The 23,579-nt window shown below is 68.6% G+C and carries 18 protein-coding genes and 1 pseudogene; 3 read left to right on the forward strand and 16 right to left on the reverse strand.

Annotation, left to right across the window (positions count from 1 at the left end; genetic code table 11):
* Complete coding sequence (locus BOX17_RS03630; protein ID WP_071942100.1) at positions 1 to 525, reverse strand: copper chaperone PCu(A)C; 525 nt, start codon at positions 523 to 525, stop codon at positions 1 to 3.
* Between the two features lie 202 nt (positions 526 to 727).
* Here BOX17_RS03630 and dsbG point away from each other — a divergent pair, with 202 nt between their 5' ends.
* Positions 728 to 1,492: a thiol:disulfide interchange protein DsbG gene (dsbG, locus tag BOX17_RS03635; RefSeq protein ID WP_071942101.1), complete on the forward strand. Its 765-nt coding sequence runs from the start codon at positions 728 to 730 to the stop codon at positions 1,490 to 1,492.
* Between the two features lie 75 nt (positions 1,493 to 1,567).
* On the opposite strand, the gene BOX17_RS03640 is transcribed toward dsbG, so the two are convergent.
* The 15 genes from BOX17_RS03640 to BOX17_RS03705 all read right to left on the reverse strand — a co-directional run bounded on the left by BOX17_RS03640 (position 1,568) and on the right by BOX17_RS03705 (position 16,075).
* Complete coding sequence (locus BOX17_RS03640; protein ID WP_071942102.1) at positions 1,568 to 2,533, reverse strand: c-type cytochrome; 966 nt, start codon at positions 2,531 to 2,533, stop codon at positions 1,568 to 1,570.
* Positions 2,530 to 3,225 carry a c-type cytochrome gene (locus BOX17_RS03645; protein WP_071942103.1) on the reverse strand — a complete coding sequence of 232 codons (696 nt, stop codon included), beginning with the start codon at positions 3,223 to 3,225 and terminating at the stop codon, positions 2,530 to 2,532. The genes BOX17_RS03640 and BOX17_RS03645 overlap by 4 nt, the downstream gene beginning before the upstream one ends.
* A gap of 21 nt (positions 3,226 to 3,246) precedes the next feature.
* Positions 3,247 to 4,629 carry an ATP-binding protein gene (locus BOX17_RS03650; RefSeq protein WP_071942104.1) on the reverse strand — a complete coding sequence of 461 codons (1,383 nt, stop codon included), beginning with the start codon at positions 4,627 to 4,629 and terminating at the stop codon, positions 3,247 to 3,249.
* Positions 4,626 to 5,327: a response regulator gene (locus BOX17_RS03655; RefSeq protein ID WP_071942105.1), complete on the reverse strand. Its 702-nt coding sequence runs from the start codon at positions 5,325 to 5,327 to the stop codon at positions 4,626 to 4,628. Before BOX17_RS03655 ends, BOX17_RS03650 begins: the two co-directional genes overlap by 4 nt.
* Before the next feature lie 152 nt (positions 5,328 to 5,479).
* Positions 5,480 to 5,908: a DUF6691 family protein gene (locus BOX17_RS03660; protein ID WP_071942106.1), complete on the reverse strand. Its 429-nt coding sequence runs from the start codon at positions 5,906 to 5,908 to the stop codon at positions 5,480 to 5,482.
* Positions 5,905 to 6,366, reverse strand: a complete 462-nt coding sequence (locus BOX17_RS03665; RefSeq protein WP_071942107.1) for a YeeE/YedE family protein — start codon at positions 6,364 to 6,366, stop codon at positions 5,905 to 5,907. Before BOX17_RS03665 ends, BOX17_RS03660 begins: the two co-directional genes overlap by 4 nt.
* Positions 6,367 to 6,399: 33 nt before the next feature.
* Positions 6,400 to 6,591 carry a YgaP family membrane protein gene (locus BOX17_RS03670; protein WP_071942108.1) on the reverse strand — a complete coding sequence of 64 codons (192 nt, stop codon included), beginning with the start codon at positions 6,589 to 6,591 and terminating at the stop codon, positions 6,400 to 6,402.
* A gap of 78 nt (positions 6,592 to 6,669) precedes the next feature.
* Entirely contained in the window at positions 6,670 to 8,436 is a 1,767-nt protein-coding gene (locus BOX17_RS03675) for a SulP family inorganic anion transporter (protein ID WP_071942109.1), read from the reverse strand.
* A 30-nt stretch (positions 8,437 to 8,466) separates the two neighbouring features.
* Positions 8,467 to 9,720, reverse strand: coding sequence for an NAD(P)/FAD-dependent oxidoreductase (locus BOX17_RS03680; RefSeq protein WP_244272208.1), 1,254 nt, complete (start codon positions 9,718 to 9,720; stop codon positions 8,467 to 8,469).
* Positions 9,721 to 9,765: 45 nt separating this feature from the next.
* The gene (locus BOX17_RS17130) at positions 9,766 to 10,185 is read right to left on the reverse strand and encodes a protein tyrosine phosphatase family protein (RefSeq protein ID WP_244272210.1); all 420 of its coding nucleotides are present in this window, start codon (positions 10,183 to 10,185) and stop codon (positions 9,766 to 9,768) included.
* Positions 10,186 to 10,226: 41 nt separating this feature from the next.
* The gene (locus tag BOX17_RS03685; protein WP_071946616.1) at positions 10,227 to 11,093 is read right to left on the reverse strand and encodes an MBL fold metallo-hydrolase; all 867 of its coding nucleotides are present in this window, start codon (positions 11,091 to 11,093) and stop codon (positions 10,227 to 10,229) included.
* 166 nt (positions 11,094 to 11,259) lie between these two features.
* Positions 11,260 to 12,171 (reverse strand): MBL fold metallo-hydrolase, encoded by a 912-nt coding sequence (locus BOX17_RS03690; protein WP_071942110.1) that lies wholly within the window; start codon positions 12,169 to 12,171, stop codon positions 11,260 to 11,262.
* A 189-nt stretch (positions 12,172 to 12,360) separates the two neighbouring features.
* Entirely contained in the window at positions 12,361 to 13,770 is a 1,410-nt protein-coding gene (locus BOX17_RS03695; protein WP_071942111.1) for an MBL fold metallo-hydrolase RNA specificity domain-containing protein, read from the reverse strand.
* A 161-nt stretch (positions 13,771 to 13,931) separates the two neighbouring features.
* Positions 13,932 to 15,152, reverse strand: a complete 1,221-nt coding sequence (locus BOX17_RS03700; RefSeq protein WP_071942112.1) for a glycosyltransferase family protein — start codon at positions 15,150 to 15,152, stop codon at positions 13,932 to 13,934.
* A complete protein-coding gene (locus BOX17_RS03705; protein ID WP_071942113.1) occupies positions 15,149 to 16,075 on the reverse strand; it encodes an HAD-IIB family hydrolase in 927 nt (308 codons plus the stop codon). Before BOX17_RS03705 ends, BOX17_RS03700 begins: the two co-directional genes overlap by 4 nt.
* Before the next feature lie 620 nt (positions 16,076 to 16,695).
* Here BOX17_RS03705 and BOX17_RS17270 point away from each other — a divergent pair.
* Together BOX17_RS17270 and BOX17_RS03710 are read left to right on the forward strand one after the other, a co-directional pair.
* Positions 16,696 to 16,824: pseudogene (locus BOX17_RS17270) on the forward strand (hypothetical protein); the annotation flags it as partial.
* A gap of 147 nt (positions 16,825 to 16,971) precedes the next feature.
* Positions 16,972 to 23,427 (forward strand): Ig-like domain-containing protein, encoded by a 6,456-nt coding sequence (locus tag BOX17_RS03710; RefSeq protein WP_071942114.1) that lies wholly within the window; start codon positions 16,972 to 16,974, stop codon positions 23,425 to 23,427.
* Positions 23,428 to 23,579: the final 152 nt, after the last annotated feature.

A 23,579-nucleotide genomic window follows, 5' to 3' on the forward strand; every position in this document is an offset into this window, starting at 1 on the left:
TCAGTGGGCCGAGGGCGGGTCCCTCTCGTCGCTCCCCATCTCGTCGTGTCCCATCTCGTCGTCCCCCATGCCGCCCTGGTTCGACATCTGCATCGGCTGCACGCGACGCACCGGCGCCTCGAGGGTCAGGCGCTCGCCGTTGTCGAGGGTCAGGGTCAGCTCGACGTTCTCGCCCTCGGCCGGGGTCGCGGCCAGGTCGAACATCATCAGGTGCCAGCCGCCCGGCGCCAGGTGCACGGTCTCGCCGGCCGGGATCGGGATCTCGTCGACCCGGCGCATCTGCATCACGCCCTCCACCATCACGTGGTTGTGAAGCTCCAGGGTCCCGGCCAGCGGTGAGGCGCCCCCGACCAGCGCCAGGTCCGTCTCGCCCGGGTTGGTCAGCGACATGAAGGCGGCGGTGGTGGTCGAGCCCGGCGGCACGGCCCGCACCTGGGGATCGTCGACGGTGATCGACTGGGCCTCTGCGGCGGCGCTGAACAGCGAGAGGGAGAGCAGGGTCAGCGGGAGGGAGGCAAGGCGCATGGGGGTAGACTCCGGTATTCACGGTAAGGACTCGAGCCTATCCTGCCATGACGGCGACGGGCAGCGGGGTGCGACATCTCGCCTCGCCGCGCGACCCGGCGGCTAATCCACGGCTAATGCCGGCGTGGCAGGATGGGAACTCCGGGGCCCGGAACGAGTCTCCGCGTCACCCCCCGACACTTCCCCATGACAGGACACCGCGATGCGAACCCTCTTCCTCTCCGTGACGGCCGGCCTGGCCTCGCTGACGGCCGCCACGACGCTCTGGGCCGACACCTCCTGGCCGGCCCCGATCCAGGCGCTGGTGGATCAGGGCCTGGAGGTCCATGCCCGATTCGAGGCGCCGGGCGGCCTCGATGGCTTCGCCGCCAGCCACCGCGGCCGCGAGATGGCGGTGTATCTCACGCCGGACGGCGAGCACGCCGTGGTCGGCACCCTCATCGATGCCCAGGGCAACGACCTCTCCGCCGCCCCGCTGGACGAGCACGTGGGCAGCGTTCAGGAGGCTCAGGTGTGGCAGGCGCTCGAGCAGAGCCACTGGATCCGGGATGGCGACCCGGACGCCGAACGCATTCTCTACACCTTCACCGACCCCAACTGCCCCTACTGCGCGCGCTTCCACGAGCAGAGCCGCCCCTGGGTCGAGGCCGGCAGGGTCCAGCTGCGCCATGTCATGGTGGGCATCCTGCGCCAGGACAGCCCGGCCAAGGCGGCCGCCCTGCTCGGGGCCGACGACCCCGTCGCGGCGCTGCAGCGGCACCAGGACAGCGAGGATGGCATCGAGGCCTCGGCCCAACCGCGCGAGATCGAGGAGCAGGTCCGTGCCAACAACCAGCGCTTCGAGGGCCTGGGACTGATGGCCACCCCCACCACCTACTTCCGCCGCGACGATGGCCGCCTGGAGCAGGTCCAGGGCGCCCCGGACGAGGCGCGCCTCATCGAGATGATGGGCTCGCCGCGTCCCTGACGCGCCGCCCGAAAGCACGACGGGCCCCGCTGCGGATGGCAGCGGGGCCCGTGGCGAGGCATCAGGCGGGAACGTTCAGCCGTCCAGCGGCCGCGGGTTGTCGCCGAAATTGTCGTGATCGCCCAGGCGATGCCCGTCGATCTCGTCCCCGTAGAACCCCTGGTGGTTGTGGAAGGTCTCGTCGGTCGCGTCCAGGCTCTCCATGGTGCGACGACGCGGATCCTGGGGCCGGTCGTGGCTGTTGATGAACGCCGCCACGTCCCAGGCCTGCTGGTCGGAGAGCGAGTAGGGCTTGCCCAGGGGCATGTTGGCCTTGATGAAGTTGGCCGCCGTGTTCACCCGGTGCATCCCGGCTCCCCAGTTGTAGGCCCCGTCACCCCACAGTGGCGGGAAGACCTGGCGCTCGCCGACCTTCTGGCCCTGGCCCTGCTCGCCGTGGCAGACCGCACACTGGGCGGCATAGACCTCGGCGCCCCGGGCGCGATCGGCTCCCTGCTCGGTCGCCTCGAGCTTGGGATAGCCGCGGCCGGGCAGGGATTCATTGATCGGCGCCCCGGTCGACATCCAGTGCAGGTAGGTCTGCATGGCCACCAGCGGCTCGCTGCCGTACTCCGGCGGCTTGCCGTTCATGGAGTAGGTGAAACACCCCTGGATCCGCTCGGCCATGGTGTTCACCTTGTCGTTCTTGCCGCGATAGGCCGGATATACCCCGAAGGAGGCCCACATCGGCGCCGAGTTGGCCAGGCGACCGGCATCCAGGTGGCAGTTCGAGCAGTTCTGGTCGTTGAAGACGTACTCGCCGCGCAGCGCCTGGGTGTTGACGAAGAGGTCGCGGCCCTTGCGCACCATCTCCCCATACTGGTTGTCGGGCAGGTCGCGCTCGTGGGGCGGCTGGAAGGTGACCTTCCCCTCGGGGGCCTCGGGCAGCGGCAGCTGGTAGTCACGCTCGGTCGCGTTCTCCTGGGCGTGGGCCGCCAGGGAGAGGCCGAGGGCCGAGGCCAGGGTGCCGGCCATCAGCAGGTGGGATGTACGCAGGCTCATTGACCGTCCTCCTCTTGTGCACCGGCCTCTTGTTCGGCGATGCGCGCCGGCAGGGTGGCGTAGTAGTCGGCGATCATCGCGATCTGCGCCTCGTCCAGGCGCTTGGCGATGCCCGCCATCAGCTGGTTGGGGTCGTTGTGACGGGTGCCGTCGCGCCAGGCCTCGAGCTGGCTCACGATATAGCCCGGATGCTGGCCCGCCAGCGGCGGGAAGGTGGCGCCGACACCCTGGCCATTGGGACCATGGCACTGGCTGCAGGCCGGGACCATGGTGTCCTGGGCCCAGTCACCCCGTTCGGCGAGCCACTCGGCGGCGTCCTGGGGATCGGCCGCCCGGTAGGCGGTGGGCAGTGCCGGCCAGGATTCCATCTCGGCGTAGTAGACCGCCACGTCGGCGATCTGCTGGTCGTCGAGCATGTTGGCAAAGGGCATCATGGTGGCGCTCTCGCGGCGTCCCTCCTTGATGTCGTGGAGCTGCTTGGCGATGTACGCCGCCGGCAGCCCGGCCAGTCGCGGCCAGGACTGGCCGCCCGGGTTGTTCATGCCCATGCCGTCGGCCTGGTGGCAGGCCACGCAGGCGCCGGCGGCCTGCTGGCCGCGCTCGGCATCGCCCTCCAGGGCCTGGACCTGCCCCGCCGCCAGGCCCAGGCCCAGCAGCAGGCCGAGGCCACTCGCGATCCTCATGGTTGTCATCTCGGGTCACCCTCGTCGTTGTCATTGATCCCTTGCGGGTTTCCTTCCCGGACCGGTCGTGCCGGCCCCACTCTCGCTCGGCCTCAGGCCCTGCTTCAGCGGCAACGTCAGCCGAGCCTCGAGCCCGCCCCCCTCGGGGCGGGAGAATGCCAGTCGACCGCCGACGCGCTCGGCGATGGCGGCCACGATGGCGAGTCCCAGGCCGCTGCCCTGCCGGCGGCTGGCCCGCCAGAAGCGCCGGGGCAGCTGCTCGAGCTGGTCGTCATCGACCCCGGGACCATGGTCCCGGACGCGGTAGGTCAGCGCCTCCCCCGCCTCGTCCAGCCGACTCGACACCTCCACCGGGCCCTCCCCGGAGCCATGGTGCAGGGCGTTGTCGAGCAGGTTGCGCAGCGCGGTGATGGCCAGTTCCCGCGGCACCGCGAGGCGTGCCTCGGGCCAGGCGGGGGGCAGCGTGAAGCGCGCCCGATCGCTCGCCGAGGCGTCCCGCAGCGCTAGCTCGACCACGTCGTCGGCCCGGCTGGCCTCGCCCTCCTCGAAGTGAAGGCGCCCCTCCACCCGGGCCAGCATCAGCAGCTGGTCCAGGGTACGGGACAGGCGGGCCACACCCTCCTCGGCCTGCGCCAGGGCCTGGCGCGAGGCCTCGCCCTCGACCCGGCCGGCCACCTGCAGGTGGGTCTTGATGGCCGTAAGTGGCGTGCGCAGCTCATGGGCCGCATCGTTGGTGAAGTGCTGCTCCCTCACGATGGCCTGCTGGATACGCGCCAGCAGCTGGTTGAGCGTCTCCACCAGCGGCCGGATCTCGGACGGCACCCCATGGGTCACCACCGGCGCCAGGGCCTCCGGATCGCGGCGTGCCAGGGCCTCGCGCAGCCGATCGAGGGGCCGAAGCCCCCTCACCACCCCGGCCCACAGCGCCAGCAGGCTGCCCGCCAGCGCCACCACGAAGGGCACCACCGCCACCTCCAACACGTTGCGCATCAGCAGGTCGCGCTCGTCCATGCGATCGGCGGTGGTGATGGTCAGCCCGTCCCGCTCGTAGGTGAACACCCGCCAGGTCATGCCGCCCTCCTCACGGTAGGCATGGCCCGGCTCGCGGGCCTTCAGGATGCCGTCCATGTCGGTGTGGGTGCGCGCGATGATCTCGCCGCGCGGCGAATGCACCTGGCAGGCCAGCCCCTCGATGGGCGGGATCGAGAGGGCCCGATGGTCGGCCTGCTCCCACACGTCCACCGGGAGCTGGGCCATCAGCCCCGCCACCATGCGCGCCGACTGGGCGAGGCGCTGGTCGAGGGTCGTCTCCACCTGCTGATAGAGGTCGCGCATCAGCCAGGCGGCGGCCAGCCCCCAGAGCAGCATCAGGGTCACCCCCAGGGTCAGCACCAGCCGCGTGCGAAGGCTCATGCCCGGCCGCCCTCGCGGCGTGGCCTTCCCTCCACCGCCGAGGGCGGGCCGAGCCGGTAGCCCAGGCCGCGGACCGTCTCGATCACCCCGCTGCCGAGCTTGCGGCGCAGGTGATGGATGTGGACGTTGAGCGCATTGCTCTCCACCTCGTCGTTCATGCCGTAGAGGCTGTCCTTGAGCTGTTCGGCGCTGAGCACGCTACGCGGCGCCTGGAGGAAGGCCTCCAGCAGCACCAGCTCACGGCGCGACAGGCTCACGGGGCGCCCGGCCACCGCCACCTCCCGGGAGACCGGGTCGAGGCACAGCGGGCCGTGCTCGACCAGCGCCCGGCAACGCCCGGCGGCCCGTCGCAGCAGCGCCAGCAGGCGCGCCACCAGCTCGTCGAGGTCGAAGGGCTTGACCAGGTAGTCGTCGGCCCCGACATGCAGCCCCTCGATGCGGTCGCTCACCGCGTCCCGGGCGGTCAGCACCAGCACCGGAATGTCGATGTCGGCCCCGCGCCACTCCTCGAGCAGCGTCATGCCGTCGCCATCGGGCAAGCCCCGGTCGAGGATCACCACGTCGCTTGCGACCGTCCCCATGGCCGCACGCGCCTCGGCCAGGGAGCCCACTGTATCGACGACGAAGTCGTGGACGGCGAGCCCGGCCTGGATGCCCGACGCCACCAGGGCGTCATCCTCGATGAGCAGTACATGCATGGCAGGAATTCCTCACGGTCCGCCCCATCCTGGCACCGGGCCATTAAGCGGGCGTTAAGTCGCCCGGCGCGGGAGCGCCCGGCGGGCCGTCCATTGGTCGAAAACAGGCATCCCCCGCCGGGGCCCGGCGGGGGATGAAGCGGCAGGGCCGGTCAGCCCCGGGTCGGGATCGCCCGCGCCAGGAACCAGCCGATCACCATCGTCACCAGCATGGCGAGCAGCGGGCCGCTGAGCCCGCCGATGGAGGCGAAGGCAGGCCCCGGGCAGTAGCCCGAAAGCCCCCAGCCGATGCCGAACAGGGCGGCACCGCCGATCAGCCGGGCGTCCAGGTCGGTGCGCGTGGGCAGCTGGAAGTGTTCGCCGAACAGCGGGTTGGGACGGCGCAGCACCAGCCGGTAGCCGATGAAGTTGGTCACCACGGCGCCGCCGAGCACGAACATCAGGGTCGGGTCCCAGGCGCCCGCGAGGTCCAGGAAACCAATCACCCGGGCGGGGTCGGTCATGCCGGAGACGGCGAGGCCGAGGCCGAAGATCAGCCCGGCGACATAGCCCATCAGGGTCTTGACGCTCTCGGTCTTCATGCCCCACCTCCGATCACGTGACGGACCACGAAGACGGTGATGATGGCAGTGACCAGGAAGGTCACGGTGGCCACCAGGGAGCGCACCGAGAGCCGCGACAGGCCGCAGACGCCATGTCCGCTGGTGCAGCCGCTGCCAAGGCCAGTGCCGAGGCCCACCAGCAGGCCGGCCAGCAGCATCAGGGGCACGCCCCCGGCCGGCGCGCCGATCACCTCGCCCGGCGCGCCGGCCACGTTGCCGGCCCCGCCGCCGGCGAGCATCAGCACGATCGGGCCGCTGATCAGGCCGAGCAGGAAGGCCAGGCGCCAGGCGCTGTCCCCCGGGGGCCTCGCCGTGACCAGGGTCCCGATGATCCCGCTGATGCCGGCGATGCGACCAAGGGTCGCCATCAGCCAGGTGGCCGAGAGGCCGATCAGGATGCCCCCGATCAGCCCCTGCAGGCTAGTCATCCAATCCACGTGAGGTCTCCTTCAGAGTGCATGAGTGGCCGTTCACTTCTGCTCCTTGCAAGTGCTGATGCCCAGCAGGCGATAGGCGGGACAGGTGTTGAGCAGGCCGGTGGCCAGGGGCACCACCCCGATCCAGCCCCAGGCGCCGATCATCCCGGTGATGGCCATGCCGATCAGGATGGCGCCGATGACGATGCGAACGATCTTGTCGATACCGCCGACGTTCTTCTTCATGGTGAGACTCCTTGGTGTCGATCGGGACGCCGGCCCTCTGGCCGGGCATCCCCTGTCGGGTGGGCAGACCCCACCCGGTTACTTGTGGATGACGACGCCGCTCCCGCCACAGGCCGCCCCCGACGCCTCGGCCGGGACCTCGTCGTGCAACGCGCGCCAGGCGTCGTAGGTGCTCAGGAACACCCGGCCGGTCAGCTCCCGGCAGAACGCGGTATGCTCCAGGCGGTCCATCACCGGCCCCTTGACCTCGGCCAGGTGCAGGGCGACGGCGGAGTCCTTCAGCCGGGCGTTGATCGCCTCGAGGCTCTCCAGCGCGGAGGCATCGATGACGTTCACCGCCTGGCAGGCCAGCACGATATGGGCCAGGCCCGGCTGGCGAGCCGCCAGGGCCATGACGGTGTCCTCCAGGTAGCGAGCATTGGCGAAGTAGAGGCTCTCGTCGACCCGCAGGATGGCAATCCGCTCGTCGGTCTCGACCTCGTGGCGCCGCACGTTGCGGAAGTGCTCGCTCCCGGGGACCCGGCCCACCACGGCGCTGTGCGGCCGACTGGTGCGATAGAGGTGCAGCCCGAGGGAGAGCCCCACGCCGACCAGGATACCGCTCTCCACGCCATGGACCAGGGTCAGGACCAGCGTCGCCAGCATGGCCACGCCGTCGGCGCGGGAGTAGGACCAGGTGCGCCGGATGGCGGGCAGGTCGATCAGGGTGCCCACGGCGACGATGATCGTGGCGGCCAGCGTCGCCTTGGGCAGGAAGGCCAGGGGGGTGGTCAGGGCAAGCGTCGCCACGGCGATGCCCACGGCAGTGAAGGCGCCGGCGAGCGGCGTGGCGGCCCCGGCCTCGAAGTTGACCACCGACCGGGAGAAGCCGCCAGATACCGGCGAGCCGCCGCTCGTTCCGGCGCCGATGTTGGCCAGCCCCATGGCGATCAGTTCCTGGTTGGGATCGATCCGCTGGCGCCGCTTGGCGGCCAGGGTCTGGGCCACCGAGACCGACTCCACGAACCCCACCAGGCTGATCAGCACCGCGGCCGGCGCGAGGGTCGACCACAGCCCGGGGTCCAGGCTCGGCAGGGCCAGGCTCGGCAGGCCGCTGGGCACCTCGCCGACCAGGGCGACGCCCTGTGCGCCTAGCCCCAGCCCCCAGGCCAGCAGGGTGGTGACGATCACCGCCGACACCGGGGCGGCCTTGGCCGCCAGGTCCGCCGCGGTGCTCGACAGCCCCAGGCGGCCCAGCCAGCCCTTGAGCTTGCGCCGGCAGATCAGCAGGTACGCCCAGACGCCCAGGCCGATCGCCAGGGTGATGGCGTTGGTCTCTCCCAGCCCCGCGATCAGCGACGAGCCCATCTCCACCAGGTTGTGGCCGGACGCCTGCACCCCCAGCACGTGACGCAGCTGGCTGGCGGCGATCAGGATGCCCGAGGCGGTGACGAAGCCCGAGATCACCGGATGGCTCAGGAAGTTGGCGAGAAACCCCAGGCGCAGCAGGCCCATGGTGACCAGCACCAGGCCGGAGAGGGCGGCCAGCACCAGGGCCGCCCCGACGTACTCCGCGCTGCCGGGGGCGGCGATGCCCGACAGCGCCGAGGCGGTCATCAGAGAGGCCACCGCCACCGGCCCCACCGCCAGGGTGGCGCTGGTGCCGAAGACGGCATAGACCACCAGCGGCAGCATGCTGGCATAGAGGCCCACCTCAGGGGGCAGGCCGGCCAGCAGGGCGTAGGCCAGCGCCTGGGGCACCAGCATCAGGGTGACGATCACTGCCGCCAGCAGGTCGCGCGCCAGGACATCGCGGCGGTAGCCGTGCAGCCAGCCGATCAGGGGAATCCAGCGGGAAGGGATCATGGGCGTCTCGTCATCGGTGGTGAACCCGGCTCACTCGCGACGGGCGGGGCGAGCCAGCCATTCATGCCCCTTGAGCATGCCGTTCCAGTAGAGCCAGGGAAGCTGCTTGGCCTTGAGCCACCAGGCCCAGCGGGTCGCCTGGGTGCCCTCGTTGACCCAGCGCGGAAAGGTCGGCTGCAGGGCGCCGCCGTAGCCGAACTCGGCGAGCACGATGCGCCCCCGCTCCACGGTCAGCGGACAGGAGCCGTAGCCCAGATACGCGGCGCGCAGCGGGGCCTCGTCCAGGGAGGCCAGCAGGTTCTCGGCCACCACCGGCGCCTGCTTGCGCACCGCCGCCGCGGTCTTGGCATTGGACGTGCCGCTGGCGTCGCCCAGGCCGAACACCGCCGGGTAGCGGACGTGCTGCAGGGTCTCGGGGTCCAGGTCCAGCCAGCCGGTCTCGTTGGCCAGCCGCGACGTCGCGATGAAGGCCGGCGCCTTCTGCGGCGGCACCACGTGCAGCATGTCGAAGGGCCGCTCCTCCTCGCCCTCGCCGTCCTCGCCGCTCACCGCGAAACGCGCCGTGCGGGAGGGCCCGTCCACGGCCACCAGGCGATGACCGAAGGCCTTCTCGATGCCGTAGCTCTCGATGTAGCGCTCCAGGGCCGGCACATAGTCCGGCACCCCGAACAGCACCTGTCCGGCATTGCAGAAGCTCACCTCGATGTCGCCCAGGCGCCCCTGGCGACGCCAGTGGTCGCAGGACAGGTACATGGCCTTCTGCGGGGCCCCGGCACACTTGATCGGCATGGGCGGCTGGGTGAACAGCGCCCTGCCCTTCTCCAGCGACTGGACCAGCAACCAGGTGTAGGGGGCGAGGTCGAAGCGGTAGTTGGAGGTGACCCCATGGTGGCCCAGCGTCTGCTCCAGTCCCTCGATGGCGCCCCAGTCGATCACCAGCCCCGGCGCCACCACGAGCCGGGTGTAGCCGAGACGGCGGCCATCCCCCAGCATCACCTCGCCGGCCTCCGGGTCGACGCGATCGGCGTCGACCGCATACCAGCTGGCCTTGTCGGGAATGACATCGGCCATGGGACGTCGGGTGATGGCGGCCGAGAAGACACCCCCGCCGACCAGGGTCCAGCCGGGCTGGTAGCTGTGCATCTCGGCGGGCTCGACGATGGCGATGTCCAGATCGCCGCGGCGCTTCAGCAGGCTCGCCGTCACGGCGATGCCCGCCGCACCGCCGCCGATCACGACGACATCATGGTGGCGAGAGGCATTCTCGGGGGGCGTGGGGTGCATGGCATGGCTCCAGGGCGTGGTGATCGTTGTCGTGACGATCGCCCGTCAGGCCTTGAGCATCTCGCGGATCGGCTGGGGGTCATGGCCCGCGTCATGGGCGGCGGCCAGCAGCGCCGCAATGTTGCAGCCGGCCTCACGTGAGCGGGCCTGGGCCCAGAGATGCACGGCCCGCTTGCCGGTCCGGCAGAAGGCCAGGATGGGCGCGGGCATCTCCTCGAGGGCCTGGCCGAAGGCCTCGATGTCGGTCTCGGCGTAGTCGCCTGGGGTCACGGGGATGCTGCGCCACTCGAGGCCCAGCTCGGCGGCCCGGGCCCTCAGGGGGCGGTCGTCGGGATGGTCCTCGGCCTCGCCGGGACGGCGGTTGCAGATCACCGAGCGGAAACCGCGACGGGCGACCTCGTCGAGATCGGCGGGGGTCACGGCATCGGCGATGGCGAAGCCGGCTTCGAGTTCGTGGATCTGCATGGACACTCTCCTCAAAAGATCAGGCCTGGGATGATGGGAGATCAGAACTTGTTGATCGGCACCTTGAGATAGACCTGGCCGTTGTCCTCGGCCGGCGGCATGTGACCGGCGCGCATGTTGACCTGCACCGACGGCAGGATCAGGCGGGGCATGTCGAGGGTCGCGTCGCGCTCGGTGCGCATCTTGACGAACTCGTCCTCGCTGACCCCTTCGTGGACATGCACGTTGTGGGCGCGCTGCTCGGCCACGCTGGTCTCGTGCTGGTACTCCTCGCGCTCCGGCGCCTTGTAGTCATGACAAAGGAACAGCCGGGTCTCGACCGGCAGGGCCAGCACCTTCTGGATGGAACGGTAGAGGGTGCGCGCATCGCCGCCCGGGAAGTCGCAGCGGGCGGTGCCGTAGTCCGGCATGAAGAGGGTGTCGCCGACGAAGGCGGCATCGCCGATCACGTAGGTCAGGCAGGCCGGGGTATGGCCCGGCGTGTGCAACACCCGCCCTTCCAGGTGGCCGATGGTGAGGGTGTCGCCCTCCTCGAAGAGGCGGTCGAACTGGCTGCCGTCGCGGGCGAACTCGGTGCCGGCATTGAAGGCCTTGCCAAAGACGTCCTGCACCACGGTGATGTTGGCCCCGATGCCGGTCTTGCCGCCCAGCTTCTCGTGCAGGTAGGGCGCGGCGGAGAGGTGGTCGGCGTGGACATGGGTCTCGAGAATCCACTCGACCTCGAGCCCGTGCTCTCGCACGAAGGCGATGATTTCATCGGCGGAACGCACGTCGGTGCGACCGGCGGCGTAGTCGAAGTCGAGGACCGAATCGAGAATAGCGCAGGCCTTGCTGTCAGGGTCCTGCACCACATAGCTGAAGGTGTTGGTGGGCTCATCGAAGAAGTGGGTCACGATGGGACGGGGCAGGCTTGACTGGGGCATGGGAAGCAATCTCCATCGAATCTCGTTGACCGGGTGATGTCGCCAGCATATACGAAAGACAGTTATTAGATAATATCGTTTTGATATATCAGGTCCGGGGCAGATGCCGTTTCGTCGACATCGCCCCGTCGCGACGGGCCCGCCCCTGACGTCACTCCCAGGCGGCGCCTTCCAGGGCGTCCAGCGGAATCTTCAGGTAGCGCTTGCCGTTGGACTCGGGCTCCGGCAGGCGACCGCCCCGGGTATTCACTTGCAGGGCGTGCAGGATCAACTTGGGCATCGGCAGCTCGCTGTCGCGCTGGTCGCGCATGTTCACATAGTCGTCCTCGGTGACGCGGCCGGCGAGGTGCTTGTTGCTCTCGCGCTGCTCGCGCACCGTGCTCTCCCACTCCGGCTCACGGCCACCTGGCATGTAGTCGTGGCCGGTGAACAGGCGCGTCTCGTCGGGCAGGGCCAGGATCGCCTGGATGGAGCGCCACAGCTGATGGGCGTCGCCGCCGGGGAAGTCGGCCCGGGCGGTGCCGAAGTCCGGCTGGAAGAGGGTGTCGTGGACGAAGGCGGCATCACCGATCACATAGGTGATCGAGGCCAGGGTGTGGCCCGGCGAGAACATCACCCGCGCCTCGAGGTCCCCGATGCGGAAGGTGTCTCCCTCGGCGAACAGGCGGTCCCACTGGGAGCCGTCGGCCGGGAAGTCGGGCCAATGGTAGATCTCCTTCCAGAGCGCCTGTACCTCGACCACCTTCTCGCCGATGGCGGTGGGAGCGCCGGTCTTCTCCTTCAGGTACTGCGCCGCGGAGAAGTGATCGGCATGGGGGTGGGTGTCGAGGATCCACTGCACTTCGAACCCCTGCTCCTTCACGTAGGCGAGCACCTCGTCGGCATGCCGGGTGGTGGTGGCGCCGGACTTCTCGTCGAAGTCGTGGACCGGGTCGATGATGGCGCACTGTCGGGTCGACGGGTCGCTGACCACGTACTGCACGCTGAAGGTGCGCGGGTCGAAGAAGCCCGCGACCTCCGGCTGACCGGCGCCGGTGCTCGGGGAGAGGGCGAAGGTTTTCATGGGTCACCTCCGTTGGCGCCCGGGCTCGTTCGGACGCCCTTGAAGAATGTGGAATTACCTTATCATCTTTTGATCTATATGCCGATTGACCCCGTCCATCATGGCGATAGACGCAGGCAAGACAGGGGGAAGAGGCCTCAGCGGGGCGTCGCATGGCGCCCCGGAACCGACGGACAGCCCCACGCTGTCCTAGAGCTCGATAAGGTCGCCGTAGCCGGGAATCTCGGCCTCGATGTCGCTCTCCGCGAGGGCCGCCTGCAGCGCCTGCTGGGCACCGGGCTCGCCATGCACCAGGTAGAAGCGCGGTCGATCGCGAAAGGCGCCGGCCCAGCCCAGCAGCTGGGTCTGACCGGCATGGGCCGAGAAGCCGCCGATGGTATGGACCTTAGCCTTGACCGCCAGGTCGTGGCCCATCACGCGGATCCGGTCGGCGCCATCGACGATCTGGCGCCCCACCGTGCCCCCCGCCTGGAAGCCCACGATCACCAGCCGGGTGCTCGGTCTCTCGAGGTTGTAGCGGAAATGATGGAGGATACGACCGCCGTTGCACATGCCGGCGCCGGCGATGATGATCGCCCCGCCATGGATGCGGTTGATAGCCATCGACTCCTCCACCGTGCGGGTCATGCGCAGGATCGGCAGGTACTGGCTGGGATCACCGCTGGCGGCGACGTTGAGCACCTTGAGGTCGTCGGGATCCAGGGACTTGCGTGCCCGGTGGTAGAGCTCGGTGACCTTGATCGCCATGGGGCTGTCGAGGAACACCAGCTGCTGGCGAAGGCGCCCCTCGTGGTAGAGCACGCTGAGGTGGTAGAGGATCTCCTGGGTCCGCCCCACGGCGAAGGCGGGAATCAGCACGTTGCCGCCGTCGGCATGGGCCTCCTCCAGCACCTGGGCGAACTCCTCGAGGGTCTCGTCCAGGGGCCGGTGGTCGCGGTCGCCGTAGGTGCTCTCCATCAGCACGAGATCCGCATCGTAGAGCTTCTCGGGATCCCTCATCAGCACCGAGCTGGGGTTGCCGAGATCCCCCGAGAAGACCAGGCGCCGGGTCTGCCCCCCCGAGGGGATGGCCAGTTCGACGACGGCCGAGCCCAGGATATGGCCGGCATTGCGGAACACCAGGGTGGCACCGCCCGGCAGGTCGATCGGCTGGCCGTAGCCGTGGGGCTCACAGAGCGCCAGGGTGCGTTCCACGTCCGCAAGCTCGTAGAGCGGCTCGGCCAGCGGCTTGCCGTCACGCTTGCGCCACTTGTTCTCCCACTCGACATCCTTGGCCATGATGAAGGCGGCATCCTGCAGCATGATCTCCAGCAGGTCCCGGGTGCCACGGGTACAGTGGATCGGCCCGGCATACCCCTCGCGGACGAGCTTCGGCAGCAGCCCCGAATGATCCAGATGGCCGTGGGACAGCACCACCGCCTCGAGCTGTCCGGCCAGGCTCCCGAAGGCGCGGGCGTTGGCCTCGTCGGCGTCACTGCCGCCCTGGTGCAGGCCGCACTCCAGCAGCAGCTTGTGCGAATGACGCCCGCCGTCCACCTCGATGAGGTAGCGTGAGCCGGTGACTTCCTTGACCGCACCCTGGAAGGTCAGTGTAGACATGGTCTCGCTCCCCGTGGCTCGCCTGCCGGGGCCTGACCGTCGAATCAGGCACCCTGTCGACTCAGCATAACGGATACGAGATTCGGCGGGTTGCGCGAGGTCAACGGCAGGGACGATGCCGCCAGGGCGCCCGGAGCCCCGATCAGGCACCGCCGGAGCGGCTAGACCTCCCCGGCATTGTCGAGCTCCACCGCCTGGAACATGCGCTCCGGCAGGTCGGGGATGGCCGCCTTGACCCGGTTCCAGCTGGGGATGAAGGGTCGTTCGCCGGGGTTGTCCAGGAAGGCGCTGCCGGCCTCGAGCAGGTTGGCGGCAAAGAGCTCCACGGCCTGTTCCTCGCCGTGGCGATCCAGGCTCAGGCCGTTCATCACGGCATCGTGGTCATAGGCCTCGATCAGGTCCAGGGCCAGGCGGTAGTAGGTCGCCTTGATGGTCCTGAAGCCCTCGGCGCTGAAGGTCACGCCCTGGGTCGCCAGCTTGCGATAGAGCGACTTGGCGATATCGAGGCTCATGCGGTTGAGTCCGCCCGTGGCGTCGTCGGCGGACACCGGCTGGTGCTTGTGGTCATAGGCGTCGGCCAGGTCCACCTGGCAGAGGCGCTTGGTCGAGTAGTTGCGATGTACCTCCGAGAGTACCCCGATCTCCAGCCCCCAGTCGGCCGGGATGCGGATGCCGTCGAGCACCTCGGTGCGCATGGAGAACTCGCCGGAGAGCGCGTAGCGGAAACTATCCAGGTACTCGAGGTAGGGCAAGGGACCGTGAATCTTCTTGAGGGCCCGCAGCAGCGGGGTGACCATCAGCCGCGAGACCCGGCCGTTGAGCCGCCCCTCGGCGATGCGCGGGTAGTAGCCCTTGCAGAACTCGTAGTTGAACTGGGGATGGACCACGGGATAGAAGAGCCGCGCCAGTAGCCCCCGGTCGTAGGTGAGGATGTCGCAGTCGTGCAGGGCGACCACCCGGCTGCGCTGCGAGGCCTGCACATAGCCCCCGCAGTACCAGACGTTGCGGCCCTTGCCGGGCTGCTGGGGCGCCAGACCCTGCGCCTCCAGCTCGGCGTCCAGCGCGCGCAGCCGGGGACCGTCGTTCCAGAGGATGCGGTGGTGCTGGGGCAGCCGGGCGAAGAAGTCGCGGGCGCGCAGGAACTGCTCCCGGTCGGCGCGATCCAGGCCGATCACCACCTCCGCGAGGTAGGGCACCCGGGCGATCTCGTCGACGATGTGGGACAGCGCCGGCCCCTCCAGCTCGGAGAAGAGCGACGGCAGGATCAGGCTCATGGGGCGACGCGCGGAGAACGCGACCAGATCCTCCTCCAGGGCCTCCACCGGCCGGCGGGTCAGGTTGTGGAAGTCGGTGATGATGCCGTTCTGGTGGAAGTCGCTCATGCCGGCACCCTCCCCGTACGCTCACCGCGCACCGTCTCGGTCACGCCTGCGGCCGCCGACGTCAGTCGGCGGTGGGCTCGCCCCCACCAGTAGGCCACCCCCTCGGCCCAGCCGGCGGGCCCGGTGGCCACGCTGCAATAGAGTGATGGCTGGTCCGGCGACACCGACAGATCGTGGCAGCCGCGGATCACCACGGCCTGGTCGACCGCCTCGAGCATGGCGATGTCGTTGGGGCCGTCGCCCAGCGCCAGGGTCAGGGGCCGGCTGCCGCGCAGCGCCTCGAAGCGATCGATCAGCCAGGCGACGGCCCGGCCCTTGTGGCAGTCGCCGGTGACGTGCCAGAAGCGTCCGCCACGCACCAGGCGCAGGCCATCTCCCTCGAGGCCCTCCCGGAAGGCCGCGAGGCGCTCGTCCGCCTCCTCCCAGATCAGCGGCTCGCTGCCCTCGCGCAGCCGGGCCAGGCGTGCCTCCGGCTCGGCCAGCCCGGTGAAGTCGACCAGTTCCTCCAGGGACATCTCGCTCATGGTGGTGAAGCGTATCCCCAGCCGCTCTCGCCAGACCGAGAGTCGCTTGCGGATGAAGCCGATATCGACGCCCAGGGTGCGGATCGCCAGGCCGTCGGGGCCGGGCCCACGATCCAGCCGGGCATGGCACCAGGCGGGGGGCAGCCCGGCCAGGGCGCCGTTCTCGGCGATGAAGGGGGCGTCCTCGAGGCCGAGCTCGCGGCGCAGCGGCAGGATTTCGCTGCGGGTCTTGCTGGTCACCGGAATCACCGGCACGCCCTCGGCCTTCAGACGGTCGAGCCAAGGCCGGGCCGGCGACCAGTCGTAGCTGTGGTGGTCGAGCAGCGAGCCGTCCAGGTCGGTGAAGACCAGGCGCGGCCGCTGGGCGGGATCATAGGGCGAGGCTGAGTTCGAGGGCATGGCGTGTCCGGCTCCGGCGTGGTGGACTCGTCATGCCCCATGCAGGGGGCGTGCCAGAGGCCACCGAAAGCGCTCTGTACACAGGGGCATAGAGATCGCCCACCGCAGGCGGCAGGGCTGACGCACCAGAAGCGAACACGAAAACGCCCCACCATGGTGCGTCATGGAGAGCAGTACTCCTGCAGGACAAATTCCAGCGGATGGCATCTCACCATGATGAACCTGTGGACCTGAGATGAGTATATTCATGCCAACGTACGAGCTATCAGTTGGTGCCATATCTAACACTTCCGCAAGTATATATTCTGAAAAAGCCGTCATTTTTCATGACAAGAATCTCCGATCATTTACGGATAAAAACCACTCTAATGATGAGATCAATACCATTATAAAAATACACTTCGTAAAGGTTGGTTACATTTCTACCGTGCTATATTCTGTTCGAGTGGTGACCTTTTATTGGCAGCCATGTGGTGTGGCTGCATTTTAATTGCCTTCCTTCATGTCGCCTTCTACCAGTCAGTCCAATCGAAGGTTTTTACTGTCAAGAACAGCTATTCGCGAAGTGTATACCTAGCCCGCCGATTGACGTTGGTCGTGGATACAATGGGAGATGGAAAATGGCCACTCCAACTGCTAACGATGACTTATTCTACGAAGTCTTCGAAGACGAGATCCTTCGCGCCAATCCTCAGCTCGGCGTTCTGAACAATGATACCGATGCCGACGGAGATAAGCTGTCGGCAGTACTGCTCTCTGCTCCGCAAAACCCGCTTATCCACTTACGATCCAATGGCAGCTTCACTTACGACGCGAGTTATAGTGACCAACTGTGGATCGACACCGACGGCAGTGATCCGACACTGAGTCTAGAGGCAGACGGAGACGTCCAACTGGTGAACGGCTTCGACTCCCTCGCCGCTGGTGCCATCGTCTACGACGAATACACCTATGCTGCCGATGATGGCCAGAGTACTGATGATGCAACGGTGAGAGTGAAGATCATCGGTGTCAATGACGACCCGGTCGCCTACGACGATGCCGGTACGTTCCTGCATGGGGTCGACTCGACGATCTCGATCGATGTGCTGGACAACGATACCGACGTCGATATCTGGCCCGTGGCGGACGACCTCGAGATCATTGGCCTGACGGACCTGGTGGACACTACCGCCGGCACCCTCGACAGCGACACCACGGTCGACGATGGACTGACGATCACGACGCTGGAGGGTGGCACCGCCACCTTCAATACGGCCACCGGAGAGATCGAATACGTCGCCGCCCCTGGCTTCGTCGGCACCGACACCGTCCAGTACACGGTCAGCGACGGTAACGGAGGCACCGATACCAGCGTGATCCGGATCACCGTCGAGGCGACCAACCGCGCGCCGCTGGCCGGCGACGACAGCATCACCACGGCCCGGGACACCGCGGTGCAGATCGCCGTGCTCGCCAACGACAGCGACCCCGACGGCGATACGCTGACGCTGGGCAGCGTCACCCAGCCCGCCAACGGCAGCGTCACGGCCAATCCCGACGGCACGCTCACCTACACCCCGGCCGCGGGCTTCGTCGGCACCGACAGCTTTACCTACCGCGCCTCGGACAGTGCCCTGGAAAGCGACCCCGCCACGGTCACCGTCACCGTGGAGGCGGTCAACCAGGCGCCGCTCGCCGGCGACGACAGCATCACCACCGCCAAGGACACCGCGGTACAGATCGCCGTGCTCGCCAACGACAGCGACCCCGATGGCGATACGCTGACGCTGGGCAGCGTCACCCAGCCCGCCAACGGCAGCGTCACGGCCAATCCCGACGGCACGCTCACCTACACCCCGGCCGCGGGCTTCGTCGGCACCGACAGCTTTACCTACCGCGCCTCGGACAGTGCCCTGGAAAGCGACCCCGCCACGGTCACCGTCACCGTGGAGGCGGTCAACCAGGCGCCGCTCGCCGGCGACGACAGCATCACCACCGCCAAGGACACCGCGGTACAGATCGCCGTGCTGGCCAACGACAGCGACCCCGACGGCGATACGCTGACGCTGGGCAGCGTCACCCAGCCCGCCAACGGCAGCGTCACGGCCAATCCCGACGGCACGCTCACCTACACCCCGGCCGCGGGCTTCGTCGGCACCGACAGCTTCACCTACCGCGCCTCGGACAGTGCCCTGGAAAGCGACCCCGCCACGGTCACCGTCACCGTGGAGGCGGTCAACCAGGCGCCGCTCGCCGGCGACGACAGCATCACCACCGCCAAGGACACCGCGGTGCAGATCGCCGTGCTCGCCAACGACAGCGACCCCGACGGCGATACGCTGACGCTGGGCAGCGTCACCCAGCCCGCCAACGGCAGCGTCACGGCCAATCCCGACGGCACGCTCACCTACACCCCGGCCGCGGGCTTCGTCGGCACCGACAGCTTCACCTACCGCGCCTCGGACAGTGCCCTGGAAAGCGACCCCGCCACGGTCACCGTCACCGTGGAGGCGGTCAACCAGGCGCCGCTCGCCGGCGACGACAGCATCACCACCGCCAAGGACACCGCGGTACAGATCGCCGTGCTCGCCAACGACAGCGACCCCGACGGCGATACGCTGACGCTGGGCAGCGTCACCCAGCCCGCCAACGGCAGCGTCACGGCCAATCCCGACGGCACGCTCACCTACACCCCGGCCGCGGGCTTCGTCGGTACCGACAGCTTCACCTACCGCGCCTCGGACAGTGCCCTGGAAAGCGACCCCGCCACGGTCACCGTCACCGTGGAGGCGGTCAACCAGGCGCCGCTCGCCGGCGACGACAGCATCACCACCGCCAAGGACACCGCGGTGCAGATCGCCGTGCTCGCCAACGACAGCGACCCCGACGGCGATACGCTGACGCTGGGCAGCGTCACCCAGCCCGCCAACGGCAGCGTCACGGCCAATCCCGACGGCACGCTCACCTACAGCCCGGCCGCGGGCTTCGTCGGCACCGACAGCTTCACCTACCGCGCCTCGGACAGTGCCCTGGAAAGCGACCCCGCCACGGTCACCGTCACCGTGGAGGCGGTCAACCAGGCGCCGCTCGCCGGCGACGACAGCATCACCACCGCCAAGGACACCGCGGTACAGATCGCCGTGCTGGCCAACGACAGCGACCCCGACGGCGATACGCTGACGCTGGGCAGCGTCACCCAGCCCGCCAACGGCAGCGTCACGGCCAATCCCGACGGCACGCTCACCTACACCCCGGCCGCGGGCTTCGTCGGTACCGACAGCTTCACCTACCGCGCCTCGGACAGTGCCCTGGAAAGCGACCCCGCCACGGTCACCGTCACCGTGGAGGCGGTCAACCAGGCGCCGCTCGCCGGCGACGACAGCATCACCACCGCCAAGGACACCGCGGTGCAGATCGCCGTGCTCGCCAACGACAGCGACCCCGACGGCGATACGCTGACGCTGGGCAGCGTCACCCAGCCCGCCAACGGCAGCGTCACGGCCAATCCCGACGGCACGCTCACCTACACCCCGGCCGCGGGCTTCGTCGGCACCGACAGCTTCACCTACCGCGCCTCGGACAGTGCCCTGGAAAGCGACCCCGCCACGGTCACCGTCACCGTGGAGGCGGTCAACCAGGCGCCGCTCGCCGGCGACGACAGCATCACCACCGCCAAGGACACCGCGGTGCAGATCGCCGTGCTCGCCAACGACAGCGACCCCGACGGCGATACGCTGACGCTGGGCAGCGTCACCCAGCCCGCCAACGGCAGCGTCACGGCCAATCCCGACGGCACGCTCACCTACACCCCGGCCGCGGGCTTCGTCGGCACCGACAGCTTCACCTACCGCGCCTCGGACAGTGCCCTGGAAAGCGACCCCGCCACGGTCACCGTCACCGTGGAGGCGGTCAACCAGGCGCCGCTCGCCGGCGACGACAGCATCACCACCGCCAAGGACACCGCGGTGCAGATCGCCGTGCTCGCCAACGACAGCGACCCCGACGGCGATACGCTGACGCTGGGCAGCGTCACCCAGCCCGCCAACGGCAGCGTCACGGCCAATCCCGACGGCACGCTCACCTACACCCCGGCCGCGGGCTTCGTCGGTACCGACAGCTTCACCTACCGCGCCTCGGACAGTGCCCTGGAAAGCGACCCCGCCACGGTCACCGTCACCGTGGAGGCGGTCAACCAGGCGCCGCTCGCCGGCGACGACAGCATCACCACCGCCAAGGACACCGCGGTACAGATCGCCGTGCTGGCCAACGACAGCGACCCCGACGGCGATACGCTGACGCTGGGCAGCGTCACCCAGCCCGCCAACGGCAGCGTCACGGCCAATCCCGACGGCACGCTCACCTACACCCCGGCCGCGGGCTTCGTCGGTACCGACAGCTTCACCTACCGCGCCTCGGACAGTGCCCTTCAGAGTGACCCCGCCACGGTCACCGTCACCGTGGAGCCCCCCCCCAGGGTGACCGTGCAGTTCCAGCAGGGCCTCGACGGCTATGCAGGCGTGGCGGACACCTACCTGCGCGAGGTAGCGCCCTCGACCAGCCTGGCGAATGCCACGACGCTCAACGTCGACAGCAGCGACGGCGGTGGCCAGGTGCAGACGCTGCTGCGTTTCGACGCCCTCTTCGGCAGCGGGGCCGGGCAGATCCCGCTGGGCGCCACCATCCTCTCCGCAACGCTCGAGTTGGAGACCACCGGCAAGGGAGATGGAGCCAAGCTCCACCGCATGCTCCAGCCCTGGGAAGACGACGCCACCTGGAACGGCCTCGAGAACGGCATCCAGGCCGATGGCCTCGAGGCCATGACCCAGGCCGACCTCGACACGGGCTTCGTCGAGGTCGGCACGACGCGACTCGATGTCACAACTAGCCTGCAGGCCTGGGCCGACGGCGAGCTGAACCTCGGCTGGGCCTTCATGCCCACCGGCTCCAACGGGTGGGACTTCGATTCGGCGGAGGGCGCCACCCCGCCCAGGCTGATCGTCGAGTACAGCGTTCCGGAGGACGACCCGACCAATGGCGCGCCGCTCGCCAGTGACGACACCATCACGACCTCTCGGGACACCGCGGTGCAGATCGCCGTGCTGGCCAACGACAGCGATCCCGACGGCGATACGCTGAGCCTGGGCGCCCTGACCGCCCCCTCGAACGGCACCGTGACGGTCAACCCCGACGGCACGCTCGTCTACACCCCGGATGCCGGCTTCGTCGGCACCGACAGCTTCACCTACCGCGCCTCGGACGGTGAGCTGGACAGCGACCCCGCCACGGTCACCGTCACCGTCGAGCCTATCCCCAGCGTGACCGTGCAGTTCCAGCAGGGCCTCGACGGCTATGCGGGTGCGAGGGATACCTACCTGCGTGAGATAGCGCCCGGGACCAGTCTGGCGAATGCCACGACGCTCAACGTCGACAGCAGCGACGGCGGCGGCCGGGTGCAGACCGTGCTTCGCTTCAGTGACCTCTTCGGCAGCGGGGCCGGGCAGGTCCCGCTGGGCGCCACCATCCTCTCCGCCTCGCTCGAGGTGGAGACCACCAGCAAGGGAGACGGCGCCAGGCTCCACCGCATGCTCCAGCCCTGGAAGGACGATGCCACCTGGGACGACCTCGAGAACGGCATCCAGGCCGATGGCCTCGAGGCCCTGGCCGAGGCCGATCTCGACACCGGCTTCGTCGGCACCGGCACCACGCGCCTCGATGTCACGACGAGCCTGCAGGCCTGGGCCGACGGCGAGCTGAACCTCGGCTGGGCCTTTATGCCTACCGGCTCCGACGGGTGGGACTTCGACTCGGCGGAGGGCAGCACCCCGCCCCGGCTGATCGTCGAGTACAGCGTCCCGGACGCCGACCCGACCAATGGCGCACCACTCGCCAGCGACGACAGCACCACCATGCCGTGGTACAGGGCGGTGCAGATCGACGTGCTCGCCAACGACAGCGACCCCGATGGCAACCCGCTGTCGCTGGGCGCCCTCACCGCGCCCTCGAACGGCAGCGTGACGGTCAACCCCGACGGCACGCTCACCTACACCCCGGACGCAGGCTTCAGCGGCACCGACAGCTTCACCTACCGCGCCTCGGACGGACGCCTGCTGAGCCCCATCGCCACCGTGAGCATCACCGTCGAGGCAGCGGGCGAGCCGCCTGACACCTCCTTCATCGCCACGACATTCGACAGCACCGACGGGCGCAACTTCGCCCACACGAACGCGACCAAGAGCTTCTATCACGACGGCGAATGGTGGAGCGTACTTCCCGAACAGGCGGGCTGGCATGTCTACCGCTTCAGTGGAACACTGCCTGACCCCGGCACGCTGGGGGGATGGACCCTGGCCAGCCCCACGATGCTGGCCAGCGGCAGCCGCGCCGACATTGCCTGGCACGATGCCACCGACACGCTGTACGTGCTGAATTTCGGCCCCGATGAAGCGAGCCCTCGTCTGTTCCAGCTGGGATACGATCCGGTCACCGGCGAATTCGAGATCCAGGCCGACATCACGCTCGCCGGCGCGGACGGCAAGTTGACCGGCGCCGAGTGGCAACGCAACACGGAAATGTCACTGGGGGTCGACCAGCAGGGGAACCCCATCGTCTCCCTGATCGGCCCCTCGGCGGCGGGGGGAGAGAGTGGCCTGAAGCTCGCGTTTCCCACCTCCGGGGCCCTGGAGGCCTGGAGCACGGCCGTGGTCGACAGTGGCCCGACCACCGTCTCGGCCAGCAACGGCGACAACAAGGTTGATTTCGTGGCCTTCCAGCTCGGCGGCGTCGACCATGTCGGGTTCGTCTATGGCGACCAGAGCAGCGGCGTCTGGAAGTTCGCCTACCAGGCGACGCCTTCGACGCCCGAAAACTATGCAAGCGGCTGGGTGACCGAGGTCATCACCGATGCGGTCGGCCTGGACAATCACCTGGCGGCATTGTGGGATGGCGACGAGGTCATCATGACCATGAAGGACGACCAGGATGCCATCTGGGCGGTGAAGGGAGTTCCCGGCAACTGGGAGGCGCCCGTCCTGGTCCATGACGCCGCCTACGAGGCAAGCCGGCCGACCCTGGCGTTCGACGAGGATAATGATCAGATCTTCATCTTCTACCAGGAAAACGCCGTCTCTCCCTATGGCGACATCTACTTCAAGACGTCATCCACCGAGACACTGGTGTTTGACGCTAATGCCCCGGGAACCCGGTTTGTCGCGAGCGACAGCCCCGACGAGAACATGACGGACCCGCAGATGCCGACCCATTCCGTGGGCGAAGCGACGGGCGGTGAATTCTTCGTCTTCGCCAGGAATAATGAAGCGGACGAGATCTGGTACAACGATTTCTCACTTGCCGAGGATGTGCTTATCGCGTGAGTGCCGACACGGCGGCTCCAGCCGCCGGTCATGCTTCCCTGATGGCTCAGGTCGGCATGTCGAATCGGCACCAGAGTGCGCGCCCCGCACCCAGCTCAGCTGAGTGTGCGCCTGAGCCTGCACCGTCACCTATCGACACCTGCCTTGCCCTG

Origin of the sequence: Halomonas aestuarii (assembly GCF_001886615.1) — a bacterium.
GTDB classification, from domain to species: Bacteria; Pseudomonadota; Gammaproteobacteria; order Pseudomonadales; family Halomonadaceae; genus Halomonas; species Halomonas aestuarii.